The following is a 17,677-nucleotide window of genomic DNA, read 5'->3' as shown; positions in this document are numbered from 1 at the left end:
GTCCTCGCCAAGCGCGTCGAACCCGCCCTGACCGAAGGCGCCGACGTGCCCGGTCTCGACCCGTCCACGGCCGCGCTGGTGGCCGCCTACCGTGAACTGAAGGAAGTGCACTGACATGCAGATCGGTCTCGTGGGTCTCGGCAAGATGGGCGGCAACATGCGCGAGCGCCTGCGCAACGCCGGCCACACCGTCGTCGGATACGACACCAATCCGGAGAAGGCCGACGTCGCCAGCCTGGTCGAGCTCGTCGAGCAGCTCGAGCGGCCGCGCGCGGTCTGGGTCATGGTCCCGGCCGGTGCCGCCACGCAGCACGTCATCGACCAGCTGGCGACGCTGCTCAAGCCCGGCGACACCGTCATCGACGGCGGCAACTCCCGCTGGACCGACGACGAGAAGCACGCCGCGGAGCTGGGCAAGCGCGGCATCCACTTCGTCGACGCCGGTGTCTCGGGCGGTGTGTGGGGCCTGAAGAACGGCTACGCGCTGATGGTCGGCGGCGACAAGGAGTGCGTCGACGACCTCATGCCGGTCTTCGACGCGCTCAAGCCGGAGGGCCCGTACGGCTTCGTCCACGCGGGCAAGGTCGGCGCCGGTCACTTCTCGAAGATGGTCCACAACGGCATCGAGTACGCCATGATGCAGGCCTACGCCGAGGGCTGGGAGCTGCTGGAGAAGGTCGACTCCGTGGAGAACGTCCGCGAGGTCTTCCGCTCCTGGCAGGAGGGCACCGTCATCCGCTCCTGGCTGCTCGACCTGGCGGTCAACGCCCTCGACGAGGACCACCACCTGGAGAAGCTGCGCGGCTACGCCGAGGACTCCGGTGAGGGACGCTGGACGGTGGAGGCCGCGATCGACAACGCGGTGCCGCTGCCGGCGATCACGGCGTCGCTGTTCGCGCGGTTCGCGTCCCGGCAGGACGACTCGCCGCAGATGAAGATGATCGCCGCGCTGCGCAACCAGTTCGGCGGGCACGCCGTGGAGTCGGCGAAGAAGTGACACCCCGCTCGCACGCCCCCGTCCGGCCCGTCGGCCGGGCGGGGGCGTCGGCGTGAGGGGCCGCCGTCAGCCGCCGGTGAATCCCCGTACGGCGTGCTGCGCGGCCAGCCGGACCGGGGCGTTCGCGGCGCCGTAGCCGCGGTAGCCGCCGTCGCGCTGGACGAGTTCGAAGAAGACCCGGCCGACGGTGTGCGTGTAGCAGTGCCGGAAGGTGCCGTGGGCGTCGCGGTCGTGGAGGACGCCCAGTTCCCGGTACGTCTCCAGCTCTCCGTCCGCGAACTCGAAGCGGGCCGCGAGGTCGTCGTAGTAGTTGGCCGGGATTGGCGGCAGCGGACCGCCGACGGCGCGGTAGCGGCGGGCGGCGGCGACCACGTCGTCGGTGGCCAGGGCGATGTGCTGGGCGTGTGTCGGCGAGCATCCGCACGGCGTCGGGTTCCCGCCCGGTGAACAGCCGGAACGCGTCGGCGGCCTGGAAGACGGCCATGCCGCCGCCGTCGAGGGTGGCGCAGCCCAGCGCGCGGGCGGTGCGGTGACGATGTTCCTGTACCTGTGGGCGGTCTCGACCGGCTCCTACCCGCTGACGTTCCTGACGGGCGTCGTCGCCTTCGGCGTCGTCTACAGCGCCGCGAACGGCGTGTGGCCGGCCTTCTACGGCGAGATGTTCTCCACCCGGGTCCGGCTGTCCGGCGTGGCGATCGGCACCCAGATCGGCTTCGCGGTGGCCGGGTTCGCGGTGACGTTCGCCGCGCGGATCGCGGGTCCGGACGGCGACGACTGGTTCGCGGTGGCCCTGTTCACGGCGGCGCTGTGCGTGCCGCCGGTGATCGCCGCGCTCTCGGCGCGCGAGACCCACGACGTCCCGACGGAGGACCTGGGCGAGCGCTCCCGCCGCACGGCGTCGCGGCCGGAGAAGGAGACGGTGACGGCCTGACCGGCCGGGGGCGTGCGTCGCCGGGCCGTGATCCGCCGGTGCGGTTCACGGCCCGGTCCCTCACGACGACGCGTTCGCCACCGCGTCCAGGTGGGGCAGGTGGTGGTCCAGGCGCTCCCGTTTGGTGCGCAGGTAGGTGATGTTGCTCTCGCACGGCGGTATCAGCAGCGGCACCTGTTCGGCGACCTGGATGCCGTGCCGCACCAACGCCTCGCGTTTGCGGGGGTTGTTGGACATCAGGCGCACCGACCGCACGCCCAGGTCGTCGAGGATGCGGGCGGCGACGCCGTAGTCCCGGGCGTCCACCGGCAGGCCGAGCGCGAGATTGGCCTCGACCGTGTCGAGTCCCTCCGCCTGCAGCGCCATGGCGCGCAGTTTGGCCAGCAGGCCGATGCCGCGTCCCTCGTGCCCGCGCAGGTAGACGACGACGCCACTGCCCTCGGCGGCCACGGCCCGCAGCGCGGTGGCCAGTTGGTCGCCGCACTCGCAGTGCCGGGAGCCGAACGCGTCCCCGGTGAGGCACTCCGAGTGCAGCCGGGTCAGGACGCGGTCGGCGCCGGGATCGCCGTACACCAGGGCCACCTGTTCGTCACCGCGCTCGTGGTCGAAGTAACCGACCGCCCGGAATTGCCCGTACGCGGTGGGCAGCGGCACACTCACCACCCGTTCCACATCCGTGCATCGGGGTGAATTCTTGCCGAGTACGCCAATGTTTTCTGTCATGATTCTCGAGTTCCTCAGCCGGGGTTCTGAGCGGAGACGAAAGGCCGTGCGGGAATGGACGTTTCACTGGTGCCGGCGGACACGACGGAAGACGTGCGCAGGCGGGGTGCCGGGCTGGCGCGGCAGGTCGCCGTGCTGCCCGTCGGGAGCTTCGAGCAGCACGGGCCGTACCTGCCGCTGGCGACCGACACCCTCGTCGCCTGCGCCATCGCCCGGGAGATCGCCGACGCGTACCCGGTGCACCTCCTGCCGCCGGTGACGATCGGCTGCTCGCACGAGCACGCGGACTGGCCGGGGACGGTCAGCATCTCCTCGGTGACCCTTCACGCGGTGGTACGGGACATCGCGGCCTCGCTGCGCCGCTCGGGCGTCGACGCCCTGGTGCTGGTCAACGGGCACGGCGGGAACTACGTCCTGGGCAACGTCGTCCAGGAGTCCTCCGCGCGCGGCGAGCGGATGGCGCTGTTCCCGGCCCCGGAGGACTGGGAGGCGGCGCGGGAACGGGCGGGCGTGGCCACGTCGCTGCTCACCGACATGCACGCCGGGGAAATCGAGACGTCGATTCTTCTGCACACGCATCCCGAATGTGTCCGGCCCGGTTACGAGACCGCTGATTTCGTCGCCGACGACCGGCGTCATCTGCTCTCCCTCGGCATGTCCGCCTATACCGATTCCGGTGTCATCGGGCGTCCTTCGCTGGCGTCGGCGGAAAAGGGCAGGGAACTGCTGGCCGGGCTCGTGGAGTCCTTCGGCGAGTACGTGGCGCTGCTGACGTCGGTGACGGTGACGGTTCCCCCGCAGGGCGGCGAGCGCGGGTAGTGCCCGCGGGTGCGTGGTGCGGCTCGGGGCCCTCCGGTACGACGGGCCCCGGGGCGGTCCCCGAGGGGGTGCGCCGGCGGACGACGAGGACGACGGCGCCCGGCAGGGCCGCCGCGAGACCGAGCATCCCGTAGACGACGGCCACGCCCAGACCGCTGTCCGCGCCCAGACCGGCCGCGCCGAACGCCCAGACCGTGACGCCCTCCCGGGGACCCCAGCCGCCGACGTTCAGCGGCAGGCCCATGGCGAGCAGCGCCAGGACGGCCAGCGGTGTCAGCACCGCGACGGAGGCGGTGCTCCCGGCGACCCGGGCGGCGAGCACGAACGTGGTCAGGTGCCCGGCGAGGACCACGAGGGACGACAGCGCGACCCCCGGCCCGTCGCGCCGGGACAGCAGCGCCCGGCGCGCCTCGCCGAACGCCGCCCGCAGGGCCCGGCCCCGGTGCGAGGGGGCCCGGTTCATCCGCAGGGCGAGGCCGACGGCGAGCGCGCCCAGCGCGGCCAGGCCGAGCAGGGGGGCGGTCTGCCGGGCCCCGGCCCGCACCGGGGAGGGCATCGTGAGCAGCACGACCGCGCCGACGCCGAGCAACGCGAGCTGTCCGGCGGCGCGTTCCAGGACGACGGCCCGCACGCCCCGGCCGAGGTCACCGGCGTCGCGCCCGTGCCGTACCGCGCGGTGCACGTCGCCGAGGACGCCGCCCGGCAGGGCCGCGTTGAGGAACAGGGCGCTGTAGTAGTCGCCGACGGCCGGGGCGAGCGGCAGCCGGATGTGCAGCGCCCGGGCCACCAGGACCCAGCGCCAGGCGCTGAACACCGTGGTCACCAGCCCGATGCCGAGCGCCGCCAGCAGGGTCGGCCCGTCGATGCGGCGCAGCCCGTCCAGGAGCGCGCCGGTGCCCAGCCGCCACAGCAGCACGGCGAGGATGCCGGTCCCGGCGAGACTGCCCAGGTGGGCGCGCAGGGCGCGGGGGACGCGGGGGGCGGCTCCGCGGCGCGGTGCCAGCGGTGCGGCGGCCGGCGCCCGCACCGCCGGTGCGCTCACGAGGTCCCGCCCGTCGGCCGGCACAGCACCAGCAGGTCGTCGTGGTGGACGACGACCCTCAACCGTCCTTCCGCGCAGGCGGCGAGGCGCTCCGCGAGGTACCGCTCGGCGGGCTCCCGCAGCGCGGGGCGCTGTTCGACGGCCGCGCCGACCCAGCCGCGCAGCCACTGGGCGGTGAGTTCGGCGTCGTCGGGGCCCAGCCGCCAGGGGCTGGGGTGCGCCCGTACGGTCGCGCCGTGCTCGGCGAAGGCGTCCGCGGCGGCGCCGGTCGCGTCCGGGCCGAGGAGGCCGGAGCGCCGCTGGTGGCCGTTGAAGGCGTCGGTGATCCCGGCGTCCAGGGGGTGCGCGGGGGCGAGGTCGACGCGTCCGGCGACGGACAGGGTCAGCAGCGCCGCGCAGCCGGCCCCGGCGCAGGCGGCGGCGAGGGCGCGGACCTCCCGGGCGGTGAGGACGTCGAGCAGCGCGGACGCCGTCACCAGCGAGGCGCCGGCCAGCGCGTCCGGGGTGAGCCGGGCGATCTCGCCGCGCCGTGTCTCCACGGTGACCCGGCTGCCGTCGGCGGCGCGGCTCGGGGCGGCGGCCGCGGCGAAGTGCAGCAGGTAGGGGTCGCGGTCGTGCAGGACCCAGTGCTGGGCGCCGTCGAGCAGCGGGGCGAGCCAGCGGCCCATCGAGCCGGTGCCGCAGCCCAGGTCGTGCACGACCGGCCCGCCGGCCCGTTCCGGCAGGGCGGCGAGGTGGGCGCGCAGGGGGTCGAGCAGTTCGCGTGCCCGCGCGGCGGCGTCGGCGCCCTCGCGGAGCCGGAGCCACTCGGGGGCGTAGCGCGGGGGGTCGGGGGTGGGTCCCGCGCCCGGGACGGCTCCGGGAAGCCCCCGCGGCATGGTGTCGGGGGCGTCCTGCGGGCCGGGCTGGACCGGGATCACGCCCCCCGGTGGGTGCCGTCCTCCTCGTCGTGCCGCCCTCCCCGGTCATGCCGCCCTCTCCGGCCGGGCCGGCAGCCGGCTCAGCACCCCGGCCAGGCCCCGTGCCGTGGCCGCCCAGCCGTTCAGTGCCGCTCGCCGGCCGCGCGCCGCCGCCTTCAGCCGGCGCCGCACGTCCGCCTCGCCGAACCAGCCCCGCAGTTCGGCGGCGAGCGCGACGGGGTCCTCCGGCGGGACGAGGATGCCGGGCACCCCGCCGTCGGGGGCGCGGCCCACTGCCTCCGGGAGGCCGCCGACGTCCGTGGCGAGCACGGGGATGCCGCGCGCGAGGGCCTCCGTCACCGCCATGCCGTACGTCTCGGCGTACGAGGTGAGGACCATCAGGTCGGCGGCCGCGTAACTGGCGTCCAGGCCGGCGCCGGACCGGGGCCCCGCCAGCTCGATCCGGTCCTGGAGGCCGTACCGTCCGATCAGGGCCCGCAACCGGCCGACGTACGCGGGGTCCTGGCCGAGTCCGCCGACGCACACGCACGACCAGGGCAGGTCGGCCACCGCCGCCAGGGCCTCCACCAGCCGGTGCTGCCCCTTGCGGGGCGTGACGGCGGCGACGCACAGGAGCCGGGAGACCCCGTCGGTGCCGGGCGCGAGCGGCGCGATGTCGGCGCCGGGGGCGGCGACGTGGACGCGGGCCGGGTCGAGGCCGTGGTGGGAGACGAGGCGGCGCACCGCCCAGTCGCTGGTGGCGACGACGGCCGGGACGGCCCGGAGCACCGCGCGTTCGCGGGCGTCCAGTGCGGCGGCCACGGCGGGGTCGAGGCCGGTCTCGTCGCCGAGCGGCAGGTGGACGAGGACGGCCATGCGCAGCCGCCCGGCCTCCGGGACGACGACCTCCGGCACGCCGCAGGCGACCAGCCCGTCCAGCAGGACCACGGCTCCGTCGGGCAACCGGCGCAGGAGGCGGGCGAGTTCCGCCCGCGCGGCCTCGTCGGGCCGGGGCCAGTCGCCGTCCACGGGCAGTCGCCGCACCCGCCAGCCGAAGCCGGGCAGGTCCAGTGCCACCCGCCGGTCGTAGGCGTTGCCGCCGCTCGGCGCGGCCGGGTCGTCGACGCCGCCCGGCAGGACGAAGTGCACGGAGCGCAGGGACATGGGGACGATCCCGCCGTTCCTCGGGGCCGGCCTCTGCGCGGGCACGTGGGCGAGCCGGGCGCGGTCGGCCGTCGTTTCGCGGCCGGCCGTCGTTTCGACGGTCGTGTCGGTCACAGCGCACGCTCGTAACTCGCCCAGGCGACGTGCGACTCGTGGAGGGTGACGGTCAGGCCGGCCAGGCCCTTGGCGCCCTCGCCGAGGGCGCCCTTGTGGACGCGCTCGGCGAGCCGGTCGGCGACGACCTTGGCGAGGAACTCCGTGGAGGTGTTGATCCCGGCGAAGTCGGGTTCGTTGTCGAGGTTGCGGTAGTTCAACTCGCCCACGACGGCGGCCAGTTCCTGCCCGGCCAGACCGATGTCGACGACGATGTTGTCCTCGTCCAGCTGCTCGCGCCGGAAGGTGGCGTCCACCAGGAACGTCGCTCCGTGCAGGCGCTGCGCGGGCCCGAAGACGTCGCCGCGGAAGCTGTGGGCGATCATGATGTGATCGCGGACGGTGATGCTGAACAACGGACGACCCTCCAGGTGTGGCGCGTCTGGCCCCCCGCCGGTCACCGCGCGGGGTGCCGTCTATTACGGCCGGGTGACCTCCCTTGTTCAACGGCCCGTCCGTCCGGTGGCCGGTCCTGCCCGGGCAGGCGGCCGTCACGTGCAGGCGGCCGTCACGTGGATCCGGTGCTCGTGCGAGCGGGCGACGACGTCCCGCTCGTCCCGCTGTTGTCGCCCGGAGCCGCGCCGGCCGGTCCGGGCAGCCCGCCGGGACCGCCTCCCGGCAGCGGCCCGAGGGCCGGCTCGGCGCTCTCGCCGAGGAAGCCGCCCGACTGGTGCTGCCACAGTTTGGCGTAGGCACCGTTCGACGCGAGCAGCTCCTCGTGGGTGCCCTGCTCGACGACGCTTCCGCGGTCGAGGACGACGAGACGGTCCATGCCGGCGACGGTGCTCAGCCGGTGGGCGACCACGAGGGCCGTACGTCCGTCCATCAGCCGCCACAGGGCGTCCTGGACGAGGAGCTCGCTCTCCGAGTCCAGCGCGCTGGTCGCCTCGTCGAGCAGCAGGATCGGGGCGTCGCGCAGGATGGCCCTGGCCAGGGCGACGCGCTGGCGTTGGCCGCCCGAGAGCTTGACCCCCCGCTCCCCCACCAGGGTGGCGAAACCGTCGGGGAGGTGGGCGGCGAACTCCGTGACGTGCGCGGCCTCGGCCGCCGCGTGGATCTCGTCGTCGGTGGCGCCGGGCCGGGCGAAGGCGATGTTGTCGCGCAGGCTGCGGTGGAACATGGCGGGTTCCTGGGGGACGTAGGCGATCAGCGAGCGCAGGTCGTGCTGGCGCAGCCGGCTGATGTCCTGGCCGCCGATCAGGATGCGTCCGCCGTCGATGTCCGACATCCGCAGCAGGAGGCGGGTGAGCGTGGTCTTGCCGCCGCCGGACCTGCCGACCAGACCGATCCGCGCGCCCGCGGGCACGTCCAGGTCGAGTCCCCGGAAGATGGGTTTCGCGCCGGCGTGGGCGAAGGTCACCGCCTCGAAGCGGACGCCGGTGTCCCGCGGCAGGAGCGGTTCGGGAACCGGCGGGTCGAGCACGGTGGGCGGATCCAGCAGCAGCTCCGTGAACTGCGCGGCCTCGGTCATCGAGCTTTCCAGGCGCCGGTAGATCTGGTTGAACTCGAACATGATCTGGGTCGCGTTGGAGTAGTAGGTGAAGGCGACGACGACCTCCTCCACCCCCCGGCCCGGGCCGCCGAAGGCGATGGCGACCAGGAGACCCAGCACGTTGGTCAGCACGGACATGGGGGCGATGAGGGTGTCGACGCGCAGATTGCCGTAGTCCCAGGACCTCAGCGTCAGGCGCCGGGAGTCCGCGACACGGCTGCGGTGTTCGTCGGCCTCCCGCCGCTCGGCCGCGAACGCCCGGATGGTCTCCATGTTGGTGAGGCTGTCGGCGACGTGGCCGGAGACCCGGGCGATGGCCGCCTCGCGGTCGTTGACGAGCCGTTGCCGGCGACGGATCAGAGGTGTCGCGGCGAGCACGGTCAGCGTGATCATCACCACGAGGCCGACGACGAGCATCGGTTCGTAGCCCCACAGCACCACGGCACCGAACACCAGGGGCACGAGACTGCCCACGATCCGGTACGTCACCGTGTCCACGAAGTCCTCGAAGCGCTTGCCGAAGCTCAGCACCCGCTTGGTCAGGGAGCCGGAGAAGTTGTCGTGGAAGAACGCCGCGTCCTTGGCGAGGAGTTCGTCCATGCCCTCCACGTACAGGTGCTCCATGCCGAGGGCGTCCACCCGGTTCAGGCAGTGCAGCCCGACCCGCCACACGGCCTCGGCGAGCAGCAGCGTCGCCCCGAAGCCCAGCACGTACGGCAGCGCCGAGGCGAGGGTGAGGCCGCTGTCGTCGGCGGCCTGCCCCGCCAGTTTGGCGATCAGCAGCGGGGCGACGTAGCGGATCCCGATGTTGCCCACGGCCGGCAGCAGCAGCGCGGGCAGGGCCAGCAGGCGTAGGCGCAGCAGTTCCCGGCCGTAGCGGCGCAGTGCCAGCACGACCGCGCTCCTGCCCGGCGCCGGCCCTCGCGTCTGTGTGGTGTCCATCACGCTCCTGGAGGTTCGGAAGTCGGAAGTCTCCCGTCGAGCGAGGTGCTCGATCAAGGCATTTACCGCGGACCGGCGACAACCGGACACCGCTGCTTCCGTCTTCGCGCTCCCCCGGGGACACGGGGCCGGGGCGGGAGGGGACGGTCAGTCGTCGTCGCCGTACCGGATGCGGTGGCACAGGGCGGGGAGGTCCCCCGAGGCCAGCTTCGGCAGGATGTCCGGGAGTTCCGCGAAGGCCGACTCGCCGGTGACGAGGGCGTCCAGCGCGGGGTCGGCGAGCAGGTCGAGGGCGAGGGCGAGCCGGTCGGCGTAGGTGCGGGTGCCGGCGCGCGCCGGGGAGACGGTGCCGACCTGGCTGCCGCGCACGGTCAGGCGCCGGGAGTGGAAGGCCTCGCCGAGCGGCAGTGCGACGCGCCGGTCGCCGTACCAGCTCAGTTCGACGACCGTGCCCTCGGGCCGCAGCAGTTCCAGGGACCGGGCGAGGCCCTCCTCGGTGGCGCTGGCGTGCACGACGAGGTCCCGGTCGCCGAGGGCGTCGGCGGGGGACGCGAAGCCGACGCCGAGTGCCTCGGCGACCTCCGCCCGCGCCGGGTCGGCGTCGACCAACTGGACGCGGACGCCGGGGAAGCGGGCCAGCAGCGCGGCGACGGAGCAGCCGACCATGCCGCCGCCGACGACGGTGACCCGGTCGCCGACCAGCGGCGCGGCGTCCCACAGGGCGTTGACGGCGGTCTCGACGGTGCCGGTGAGCACGGCGCGTCCGGCGGGGACGTCCGGCGGCACCGGGGTCACGGCCGCGGCGGGGACGACGTACCGCGTCTGGTGGGGGTGGAGGCAGAAGACGGTGCGCCCGAGGAGACCTTCGGGTCCCTCCTCCACCACGCCGACGCTGAGGTAGCCGTACTTCACCGGCCCGGGGAAGTCGCCCTCCTGGAACGGCGCGCGCATGGCCGCGTACTGGTTCTCGGGCACCCGGCCGTCGAAGACGAGGGTCTCGGTGCCGCGGCTGACTCCGCTGAAGAGCGAGCGCACCAGCACCTCGTCGGGACCCGGTGCCGGCAGCTCCACCTCGCGGATCGCGCCCCGCCCCGGCGTTTCGAGCCAGAACGCATGTGCCCTGCGTGTCATCGGAAGTCCTCCTGAACGATCGGCGAACCACTCACGTACCGAGGGATGCACGAGCCGCGCACAAGGTAGCGGCGTTGATCGACATCTGTCACACGGCCGGAGGGTGTTCGGTGGCCCTGAACCACACGTACGACGCGAGGTCCCCGCAGCAGGAGACCGCGGTGGGGGCGGGCGCGCAGGTCCTGCTGGTGGTGCTGCTCGGTACGGCGCTCGACATGGGTACGGCGGGCTGGCTGACCGGCCTCGCGTTCGCGTTCGGGACCTGGGCGGTGCTCACCCGGGCCCTGCACCGTTCCCGGCCGCCGTCGTTCGGCCCGGCCAACCGGGTCACCCTCGGCCGAGCCACCCTGGTCGGCGGGGTCACGGCCCTGGTCGCCGACTCCTTCCGCAGCGCGCCGCCCGTCTCCCTCCTCGTCGGCCTGACGGCCGTGGCCCTGGTCCTGGACGGCGTGGACGGCAGGGTCGCCCGCCGCACGGGCACGTCGACGGCCCTGGGCGCGCGCTTCGACATGGAGGTCGACGCGTTCCTCATCCTGGTGCTCAGCGTGTACGTCGCGATGGATCTGGGCCCGTGGGTGCTGCTGATCGGCGGCATGCGGTACGTCTTCGTCGCCGCGGCCCGGGTGTGGCCGTGGCTGACGGCCCCGCTGCCGCCGAGCACGGCCCGCAAGACGGTGGCCGCGTTGCAGGGGGTGCTGCTGCTCCTCGCGGGCGCGGGGCTGTTGCCGGACGCGGCCGGCGTGGGGGTGGTGGGGCTGGCGCTGGCGCTGCTGGTGTGGTCGTTCGGGCGGGACGTGGCGTGGCTGTGGCGGACGTCGCGGACCGGCACGGCGGCACGGGCGGCGGCGTCGGCGCGGGCATCGACGTTGGCAGCGGCACCGGCACCGGCGTCCCTCGAGGCGTCGGTTCAGGCCCCGGAGCCGGATCTGCTGGCCCGCTGACCGCGGGGCAGCAGGGCGAGGGCGGCGAGCGGTACGGCGGCCAGCGCCAGCCACGGCACCGCGACCGGCAGCCCGGCGTCAAGGAGCAAGCCCGTCGCGGAACTGCCGGCCAGCACGATCAGCCCGGAGACCGAGGACAACGCCCCCGTGTACAGTCCGAGCCGCCCGTCCTCGGCGAGGTCCGGCACCCAGGCGCGGGCGACGGGCGCGACCAGCATCTGACCGAGCGTCAGCAGGACGACGAACCCGGCGGCCGGCACCAGCCCGCCCGCCCCCGTCCACCCGGCGGGCCGGGCCAGGGCGACGACGGCGAACCCGCCCGCGATCAGCCCCAGCCCCGCCGCCATCGACCGGCGCGGCGCCAGCCGCTCCCCCGCCCACCGCGTCACCGGCAACTGCGCCGTCACGACCAGCAGCGAGGACAGCGCGAACAGCCAGGCCAGCGGCGCCTGCGAACCGGCGGCCCGCTCCACCTCGGCGGGCAGGGCCAGGTAGAGCTGGTTGTAGGCGAGCAGGTAGGCGCCGTAGGCGCAACACAGGGCGAGGAAGCGTCGGTTGCGCAGCACGAGCCGCGCCCCGCCCTTCATCTCGACCCGGGCCCGTCCGGGAACGCGCTGCGGCAGCAGCCACGCGTGCCCGGCGAGGACCAGCACGAACACCCCGGCCCCGGCGAGGCAGACGGCCCGGAAGTCGACGGCGAGCAGCAACGCGCCCAGCAGCGGCCCGACGAAGGCCCCGGCCTGCCCGGCGACGGTGAACAGCGCGAGCACCCGCGTCCGGTCGCCGCCCCCTTCTTCTTCGAGCAGGACGGCCTGCCGGGCGACCTCGGACTCGACGGCCGGCGAGAACAGCGCGGCGGCGAACCCGATGAGCAGCACCGCGCCGACGACGGCCCAGGTCCGCTCGGCGAACCCGAGCCACGCGAATCCGGCGATCCGCAGCACGCACCCGGCGAGCACGACGGGCCGGATGCCGTAGCGGTCGGTCAGCACCCCGCCGACCACGAACAGCCCCTGCTGGCTGAAGGTCCGCAGCCCGAGCACGAACCCGACCAGCCATCCCGCCATGCCGACGGACTGCCCCAGGTGCTCGGCGAGGAAGGGCAGGACAGCGAAGAAGCCGATGTTGAAGGCGAGTTGGGTGAGGATGAGTAGCCGGAGCAGGGGCGAGAGAGACGCGAGCGGGGCGGTGCGGTGGCGGCCGGAGGCCGGCGCGGAACGCCCGCTGGAGGCGGGTACGGAGGTCATGTCAGCACACGTTCCTTCTCCGCCCCCGCGACGGACCGCCGCCCGCCACCGTCGGCCGTGTCGGCCCCGTCCCCGACCCGGGTGGGCCGTCGCCGGAACGGCAGCGACGGCCGGCGCAGTCCGCCCGCCGCGGTGACCGCGAGCGCGCCGAGCAGGGCGAGTACGGCGGCGGGTGCGAGGACGGCCCAGGGGGCGCGTTCGGCGTAGGGCTGGTTCTCGGCGAGGAGCAACCCCCACTCGGGGGACGGCGGCTGGGCGCCGAGGCCGAGGAAGCCGAGCGAGGCGAGCGCGAGGGCGACGCCGGGCAGCCGCAGCAGGGTGTGCCGCAGGACCGGCGGCAGCACGGCGGGCAGCAACTCGTAGCGCAGCAGATGGATGCGCCCCGCGCCCAGCCCCTTGGTGGCGGTGATGTGCAGCGTGGCCCGTTCCTGCCGCAGCAGGGAGGAGGTGTGCGCGGCGAGCGGCGCCCAGGCGAGGGCGCCCACGGCGAGCGCGGGGGTGGCCGTTCCGCTCCCGGCGACGGCGGTGACGAGCAGCGCGACGAGCACCGGCGGTACGGCGTTGACGGTGTCGACGAGCGGCCCGGAGACGCGGGGCACGAGACCGAGCAGTACGCCCACGAGCAGGGAGGCGGCGCTGATGGCGGCGGCGAGGAGCAGCGTGTCCAGCGCCCCGTGGCCGACGCGGGCGAGCAGGTCACGCCCGAGGGCGTCGGTGCCGAAGGGATGGTCGAGGGAGGGCGCCCGCAGCCGTTGCCCCGTGTCGAGGGCGAGCGGATCGCGGGCCAGCCCGAAGCCGACGACGGCGAGCAGGAGGGCGCCGTGGAGGAGCGGGAGCAGTCCGCCGGCGGGCGGGGTGGGTCGGTGCAGCGAGGACAGGGCGCCGTCGCGTACCGCGGGCCCGGTGAGCAGCCGGGCGGCGAGACGGGTGGCGCCGGTGGCGAGCGCGGCGAGCAGGACGAGGGCGAGGGTGCCGGCCTGGAGGACGGGGAGGTCCTGCGCGAGGGCGGCCTGGAGGGTGCTGCGCCCCAGCCCGGGGATGTCGAAGACCTGCTCGACGGCGACGGCCCCGCCGGTCAGCCCCACGACGAACAGCCCGAGGTTGGGCAGCAGCGCGGGCACACACCGCCGTACGGCCTGGCGGGCGATGGACCGCCCGGTCAGTCCGCGGGCCGCGGCGGCCAGCGCCCAGGGCTCACCGAAGGCGCCGGGCAGCAGGTCGTCGAGCAGCCGCCCCAGGACGGCCCCGGCGGGCAGCCCGAGGGCGAGCGCGGGCAGCACGGTCCACTGGGGCCCGTACCACCCCAGCGCGGGCAGCCACCCGAGCTGCACCCCGACGACGGTGGCGAGCACGGAGGCGACGAGGAACTCGGGCAGTGCGGCGAGTACGGCGGACCCGCTGCCGCCACGACGCCGCTCGTCGAGCTGCCGCCGGGCGCCCAGCCGCAGGGTGCGCGTGCAGACCGCCGCCGCGGTGAGGGCGGCGACGAGCAGCGCGACGCCCATGAGCAGGAGCGAGGCGCCGAGGGCCTGGAGCAGGCCGGGCAGCACCTCGCTCCCGGAGATCCACGACCGCCCGGCGTCCCCGCGCAGGAGTCCGCCGAGCCAGCCGGTGAGGACGTGCAGGGGCCCGCCGTCGATGCCGAGTTGCCGCCGGATGTCGGCGAGCACCTCGGGGGTGGGTTCGCGTTCGGCGGACCGTGCCTTGAGGACGGTGTACGCCGGGTCGGTGCGGGTGAGCCAGGGCAACAGCCCGATGCCGCACACCAGTCCACCCGCGAGCAGGAACCGCCACGCCGGAGTGGCCACCCGCTGCCGCACGGTCAGCGCCGGGTGCCGGTGCCGACGAGGGTGCGCTCGTACGGGTCGAGGATCACGCCCCGCACGGAGTCGGCGACGCCGGTGATGATGCGCTGGTGCACGAGCGGTACGACGGTGTCGCTGCCGAGGATGCGGGCCTCGGCGGCCATGGCGGCGTCCTGTCGCTTCGCGCTGTCGGCGGTCTTCTCGGCGGCGGCGACGGCGCGGTCGACGTCCTTGTCGCACAGTTGGGCGATGTTGAAGCCGCCGTCGCAGGTGTAGTCGCTGGCGAGGACTGCGACGGGGTCGCCGGTGTCGAGGAACGTGTTCCGGGCGAGCACGAAGGCGTCGAACTTCCCGTCGAGGGCGTCGCCTTCGAGCCGCGAGTACTCGCGCACGGTGAGCTTGACGGTGAACCCGGCCTTCTCCAGTTGCTGCTTGACGACCTGGGCGACCTCGGGCAGTTCGGGCCGGTTGTCGTAGGTGGCGAGGGTGATGGTGTCGCCGTCGGCCTTTCCGGCCACCGCCCGCCCGACGGGCGCGGTCCGCTTCCCTTCCGCCCAGGTGACGGCGGGCCCGTAGACGCCTGCGCCGGGGTCGCCGTAGCCCTCGTAGACGTCCTTGGCGAAGACGGAGGTGTCGAGCGCACCGCGGGCGGCGGCCCGCAGCGCCGGGTCCTTGAAGGGACCGGTGGAGGCGTTGAGCAGGAGGCTGGTGGTCCGGGTGGTGGCGGTGTCGCGCCGGCTCTTCTCGTCGAGCGACGCGGCCTGGGAGACGGGAACGGCCTCGGCGATGTCCAGTTCGCCGGTGCGCAGGGCGTTGGCGCGGGCGGTGCCGTCGGCGATGAAACGGGCGTCGATCCCGGAGGCCTGGGCGCGTCCGCCCCAGTAGTCGTCGAAGCGGTCGAGGGAGGCGGAGGTGGCGCCGTTCACCTTCGTGATCTCGAAGGGCCCGGTGGCGGTGCCGACCGGGTCGACGCGGCCGGTCTTCTCGTAGGCCTTCGCGGAGAGGACGGCGAGGCTCGGGCTGGACAGCCGCAGCGGGAGGACGGGGTCGGGCGCGGCGGTGGTGATCCTGAGGGTCCGGTCGCCGTCGGCCTTCGCGGTGAGGGTGACGCCGGCGAGGGCGGCGGGCGCGGGCTCGGCGGCGGTGGCGCGGGCGAGGGAGCCGGCCACGGCGGCGGGGGTGACCTCGGTGCCGTCCTGGAAGGTGGCGTCGCGGAGGGTGAACTCCCACGCCCTGTCCCCGTCCCTGCGCCAGGACTCGGCGAGCGCGGGGGCGGCGGACCCGTTGGCGTCCAGCGCGGTGAGGCCCTCGGTGACGCCGAGCCGGCTGAGGAGGGTGGCGTCGGCGCCGTAGGGCGACAGGTTCTCGGCGGGCGGGAAGGCGAGACCGACCCGGAGCCGGTAACCGCCGTCGCCGTCACCGCCCTTGGCCTGGTCGTCGCCGCCGGACGCGAAACAGCCGGCCGTCAGCGGGAGCAGCAGGAAGGGGGCGAGCAGCCGGGAGCGGCGATGGGAGCGCATGGTCCTCGGATCGGTCGGGGTGGAGGAGGTGGTCGGGACGACGCGGGGAAACTCTACATGAAAATGATTTCCATGAAACCTCCGGGCGCCGCCCTCGCGACAGGGCTACGGCAGGGCTACGACTGGGCTGCGGCAGAGCTACGGCAGGGGCACGTCGAAGTGCACGACGTTCTGCCCGCCCCCGGCGTCCTCCCGCTCGTCGTGCACGACCTTGGCGAGCGACCGCCAGAACGGCTCCGCCCCGGTGACGGACGGGTCGGTGTGCAGGTACACGGCCCGGTACCCGCCGTCGGCGGCGGCGAAGGCCAGCAACTCGTCGACGAGCCGCCGCGCCAGCCCGCGCCGACGGTGCTCGGGCCGCACGTACACGCGACGCAGCTGCGCGGTGACGCCGGAGGGATAACGCTCGGCGACGTGGCGGGGGTTCGGCGGGTGCGCGGGACCGCGGGAGTCCAGGGCCCCGGTGGCGACGACCTCGCCGTCCCGCCCGTCCACGGCGACGAGGAGGGTGTGCCGGGCGGGCGTCAGGTACGCGCCGGCCGGGTCGATGACGTCCCGGTGCCAGCGGGGCACGTACCCGGTGCCGAAGTCGCGGTAGACGGTGTCGAGCATGACGGCCCGGGCGGCGTCGAGGTCGGCGGGGGTGGCGGGCCGGATGGTGTAGTCGGTGGTGCGCACTTGCACATCATATGCAACAAGCCTGGTGGGTCATGACCGGCACGATCGGGGCGCTACCGCGGCGAGGGAGCGGTCACCCTCCCAACTGCACCAGGATGTTCGTGAGTTCGCGGACGCGCGGGTGGTCCGGCCCGTGTGTGCTCCGGTAGCCGTCGATCGCGTCCCGCAGCAAGGGAACCGCCTCCTGTGCGCGGCCCTGGTTGGCCTTCGTCGCCGCCAGGTCGACCTGCACGCCGAGGGTCGTGGAGTGCCGCGGCCCGAAGACCCGTCGGCAGCCCTCGAGGGCTTCGGTGAGCCGCTGCTCGGCCTCGGCGAGGCGGCCGAGCCTGGTGAGCACGGAGGCGTAGTTGCGCCTGGCCCGCCATGTGCTCCGGTGGTCGTCGCCCTGTCGCTGCGAGCGGGCGTCGACCAGGTGACCGTACATCTCGAGTGCCTCGGCGTGCTTGCCCTGGTGGGTGAGTACGGCGGCCAGGTTGTGCTGCACGGTCAGGCTCATGTCGGTCGTGCCGTCGATGTCGGCCAGCATCGCCCGGTACATGCCTTCCGCCTCGGCGAGCCGGGCGGGTGACCCGCGCAACGTTCCCGCCAGGGTGTTCCTGCTGCTCAAGGTGTCCGGATGGGCTGCGCCGAACGCGCGGGTACGGCGGAAGACCGTGTCCCGCATCAGCCCTTCCGCCTCCTCCCTGCGGCCGAGGTCGAGCAGGACTTTCGCCAGGTTGGACGCGATCTGCAGCGTCTGTTCGTCGTCCTGGCCGCGCAGTCGCTCCCAGCCCGCCAGGGCCTCGCGCAACCACTCCTCGGCGCGGGCGGGGTTGCCGCCGTCCTGCAGGATCCTGGTCAGGTCGTTCAACGTCAGCAGTCTGTTCTCCTGGTCGTCCGCGCGGGCGGCGGCCAGCCACTCCAGCAGGGCGACGGCCTCGTCCTGTCTGCCGGGTTCCTCCCCCAGCGTGACCGCGTACACGTGCAGGGCGTGCAGCGTCTCCGGGTGGTGCAGGCCGAGTTCCTCGCGTTTCTGCTGGAAGTCGAGCCCGCGGGCGTACTCCTCCGTCACGGACAGCTTGATCTCGACCAGGGGCGGCTCGCCCCGCCGCTCGGTCACATCGACCTCGACGCTGCCGAAGTCCCCGACGTAATGGTCGGTGGTCTTCGGCTTCTTCCTCCAGAACGGCATGTCCCTCCCTGTCTCGGTCACA

The 17,677-nt window shown here is 74.3% G+C and carries 14 protein-coding genes and 4 pseudogenes; 4 read left to right on the top strand and 14 right to left on the bottom strand.

Annotated features, from left to right (window positions below; translation table 11 throughout):
• Positions 1–115: 115 nt before the first annotated feature.
• The gene (gene gnd, locus JHAT_RS15075) at positions 116–997 is read left to right on the top strand and encodes a phosphogluconate dehydrogenase (NAD(+)-dependent, decarboxylating) (protein WP_077798679.1); all 882 of its coding nucleotides are present in this window, start codon (positions 116–118) and stop codon (positions 995–997) included.
• Between the two features lie 66 nt (positions 998–1,063).
• Here gnd and JHAT_RS15070 read toward each other — a convergent pair.
• Positions 1,064–1,405: pseudogene (locus JHAT_RS15070) on the bottom strand (sugar phosphate isomerase/epimerase and 4-hydroxyphenylpyruvate domain-containing protein); the annotation flags it as partial.
• Positions 1,404–1,526, bottom strand: a pseudogene (locus JHAT_RS33895) (shikimate dehydrogenase); the annotation flags it as partial. The pseudogenes JHAT_RS33895 and JHAT_RS15070, both read right to left, overlap by 2 nt.
• On the opposite strand from JHAT_RS33895, the pseudogene JHAT_RS15065 reads away from it, so the two are divergent.
• Positions 1,515–1,928: pseudogene (locus tag JHAT_RS15065) on the top strand (MFS transporter); the annotation flags it as partial. The pseudogenes JHAT_RS33895 and JHAT_RS15065 sit on opposite strands and share 12 nt — an antisense overlap.
• A gap of 60 nt (positions 1,929–1,988) precedes the next feature.
• Here JHAT_RS15065 and ribA read toward each other — a convergent pair.
• Complete coding sequence (gene ribA, locus JHAT_RS15060; RefSeq protein ID WP_077798678.1) at positions 1,989–2,651, bottom strand: GTP cyclohydrolase II; 663 nt, start codon at positions 2,649–2,651, stop codon at positions 1,989–1,991.
• A gap of 54 nt (positions 2,652–2,705) precedes the next feature.
• Here ribA and JHAT_RS15055 point away from each other — a divergent pair, with 54 nt between their 5' ends.
• A complete protein-coding gene (locus JHAT_RS15055; RefSeq protein WP_077798677.1) occupies positions 2,706–3,470 on the top strand; it encodes a creatininase family protein in 765 nt (254 codons plus the stop codon).
• A gap of 175 nt (positions 3,471–3,645) precedes the next feature.
• Here JHAT_RS15055 and JHAT_RS35285 read toward each other — a convergent pair.
• The 6 genes and pseudogenes from JHAT_RS35285 to JHAT_RS15030 all read right to left on the bottom strand — a co-directional run.
• Positions 3,646–4,386: pseudogene (locus JHAT_RS35285) on the bottom strand (YbhN family protein); the annotation flags it as partial.
• A gap of 122 nt (positions 4,387–4,508) precedes the next feature.
• Positions 4,509–5,390, bottom strand: a complete 882-nt coding sequence (locus JHAT_RS35280) for an SAM-dependent methyltransferase (RefSeq protein ID WP_253195501.1) — start codon at positions 5,388–5,390, stop codon at positions 4,509–4,511.
• Positions 5,391–5,477: 87 nt separating this feature from the next.
• Positions 5,478–6,689 carry a glycosyltransferase family 4 protein gene (locus JHAT_RS15045; RefSeq protein WP_077798676.1) on the bottom strand — a complete coding sequence of 404 codons (1,212 nt, stop codon included), beginning with the start codon at positions 6,687–6,689 and terminating at the stop codon, positions 5,478–5,480.
• Positions 6,686–7,084: a 6-carboxytetrahydropterin synthase gene (locus JHAT_RS15040; protein WP_077798675.1), complete on the bottom strand. Its 399-nt coding sequence runs from the start codon at positions 7,082–7,084 to the stop codon at positions 6,686–6,688. Before JHAT_RS15040 ends, JHAT_RS15045 begins: the two co-directional genes overlap by 4 nt.
• A 152-nt stretch (positions 7,085–7,236) precedes the next feature.
• Complete coding sequence (locus JHAT_RS15035) at positions 7,237–9,162, bottom strand: ABC transporter ATP-binding protein (RefSeq protein ID WP_077798674.1); 1,926 nt, start codon at positions 9,160–9,162, stop codon at positions 7,237–7,239.
• A 147-nt stretch (positions 9,163–9,309) separates the two neighbouring features.
• Positions 9,310–10,293, bottom strand: a complete 984-nt coding sequence (locus JHAT_RS15030) for a zinc-binding alcohol dehydrogenase (RefSeq protein ID WP_171990901.1) — start codon at positions 10,291–10,293, stop codon at positions 9,310–9,312.
• A gap of 110 nt (positions 10,294–10,403) precedes the next feature.
• Here JHAT_RS15030 and JHAT_RS15020 point away from each other — a divergent pair, with 110 nt between their 5' ends.
• Positions 10,404–11,234 carry a CDP-alcohol phosphatidyltransferase family protein gene (locus JHAT_RS15020; protein ID WP_077798672.1) on the top strand — a complete coding sequence of 277 codons (831 nt, stop codon included), beginning with the start codon at positions 10,404–10,406 and terminating at the stop codon, positions 11,232–11,234.
• On the opposite strand, the gene JHAT_RS15015 is transcribed toward JHAT_RS15020, so the two are convergent.
• From JHAT_RS15015 to JHAT_RS14995, 5 genes are all read right to left on the bottom strand, one after another.
• Positions 11,201–12,481: an MFS transporter gene (locus JHAT_RS15015; protein WP_077798671.1), complete on the bottom strand. Its 1,281-nt coding sequence runs from the start codon at positions 12,479–12,481 to the stop codon at positions 11,201–11,203. The genes JHAT_RS15020 and JHAT_RS15015 overlap by 34 nt on opposite strands.
• Positions 12,478–14,301, bottom strand: coding sequence for an ABC transporter permease subunit (locus JHAT_RS15010; RefSeq protein ID WP_077798670.1), 1,824 nt, complete (start codon positions 14,299–14,301; stop codon positions 12,478–12,480). Before JHAT_RS15010 ends, JHAT_RS15015 begins: the two co-directional genes overlap by 4 nt.
• A 2-nt stretch (positions 14,302–14,303) precedes the next feature.
• Positions 14,304–15,806 carry an ABC transporter substrate-binding protein gene (locus JHAT_RS15005; RefSeq protein WP_077798669.1) on the bottom strand — a complete coding sequence of 501 codons (1,503 nt, stop codon included), beginning with the start codon at positions 15,804–15,806 and terminating at the stop codon, positions 14,304–14,306.
• 138 nt (positions 15,807–15,944) lie between these two features.
• Positions 15,945–16,484 carry a GNAT family N-acetyltransferase gene (locus tag JHAT_RS15000; RefSeq protein ID WP_077798668.1) on the bottom strand — a complete coding sequence of 180 codons (540 nt, stop codon included), beginning with the start codon at positions 16,482–16,484 and terminating at the stop codon, positions 15,945–15,947.
• Positions 16,485–16,557: 73 nt separating this feature from the next.
• A complete protein-coding gene (locus JHAT_RS14995) occupies positions 16,558–17,655 on the bottom strand; it encodes a tetratricopeptide repeat protein (protein WP_077798667.1) in 1,098 nt (365 codons plus the stop codon).
• Positions 17,656–17,677: the final 22 nt, after the last annotated feature.

The sequence above is a fragment of the Streptomyces sp. JHA26 genome (assembly GCF_002005565.1).
Classification (GTDB): domain Bacteria; phylum Actinomycetota; class Actinomycetes; order Streptomycetales; family Streptomycetaceae; genus Streptomyces.
This window is presented reverse-complemented; position numbering and strand designations above follow the sequence as displayed.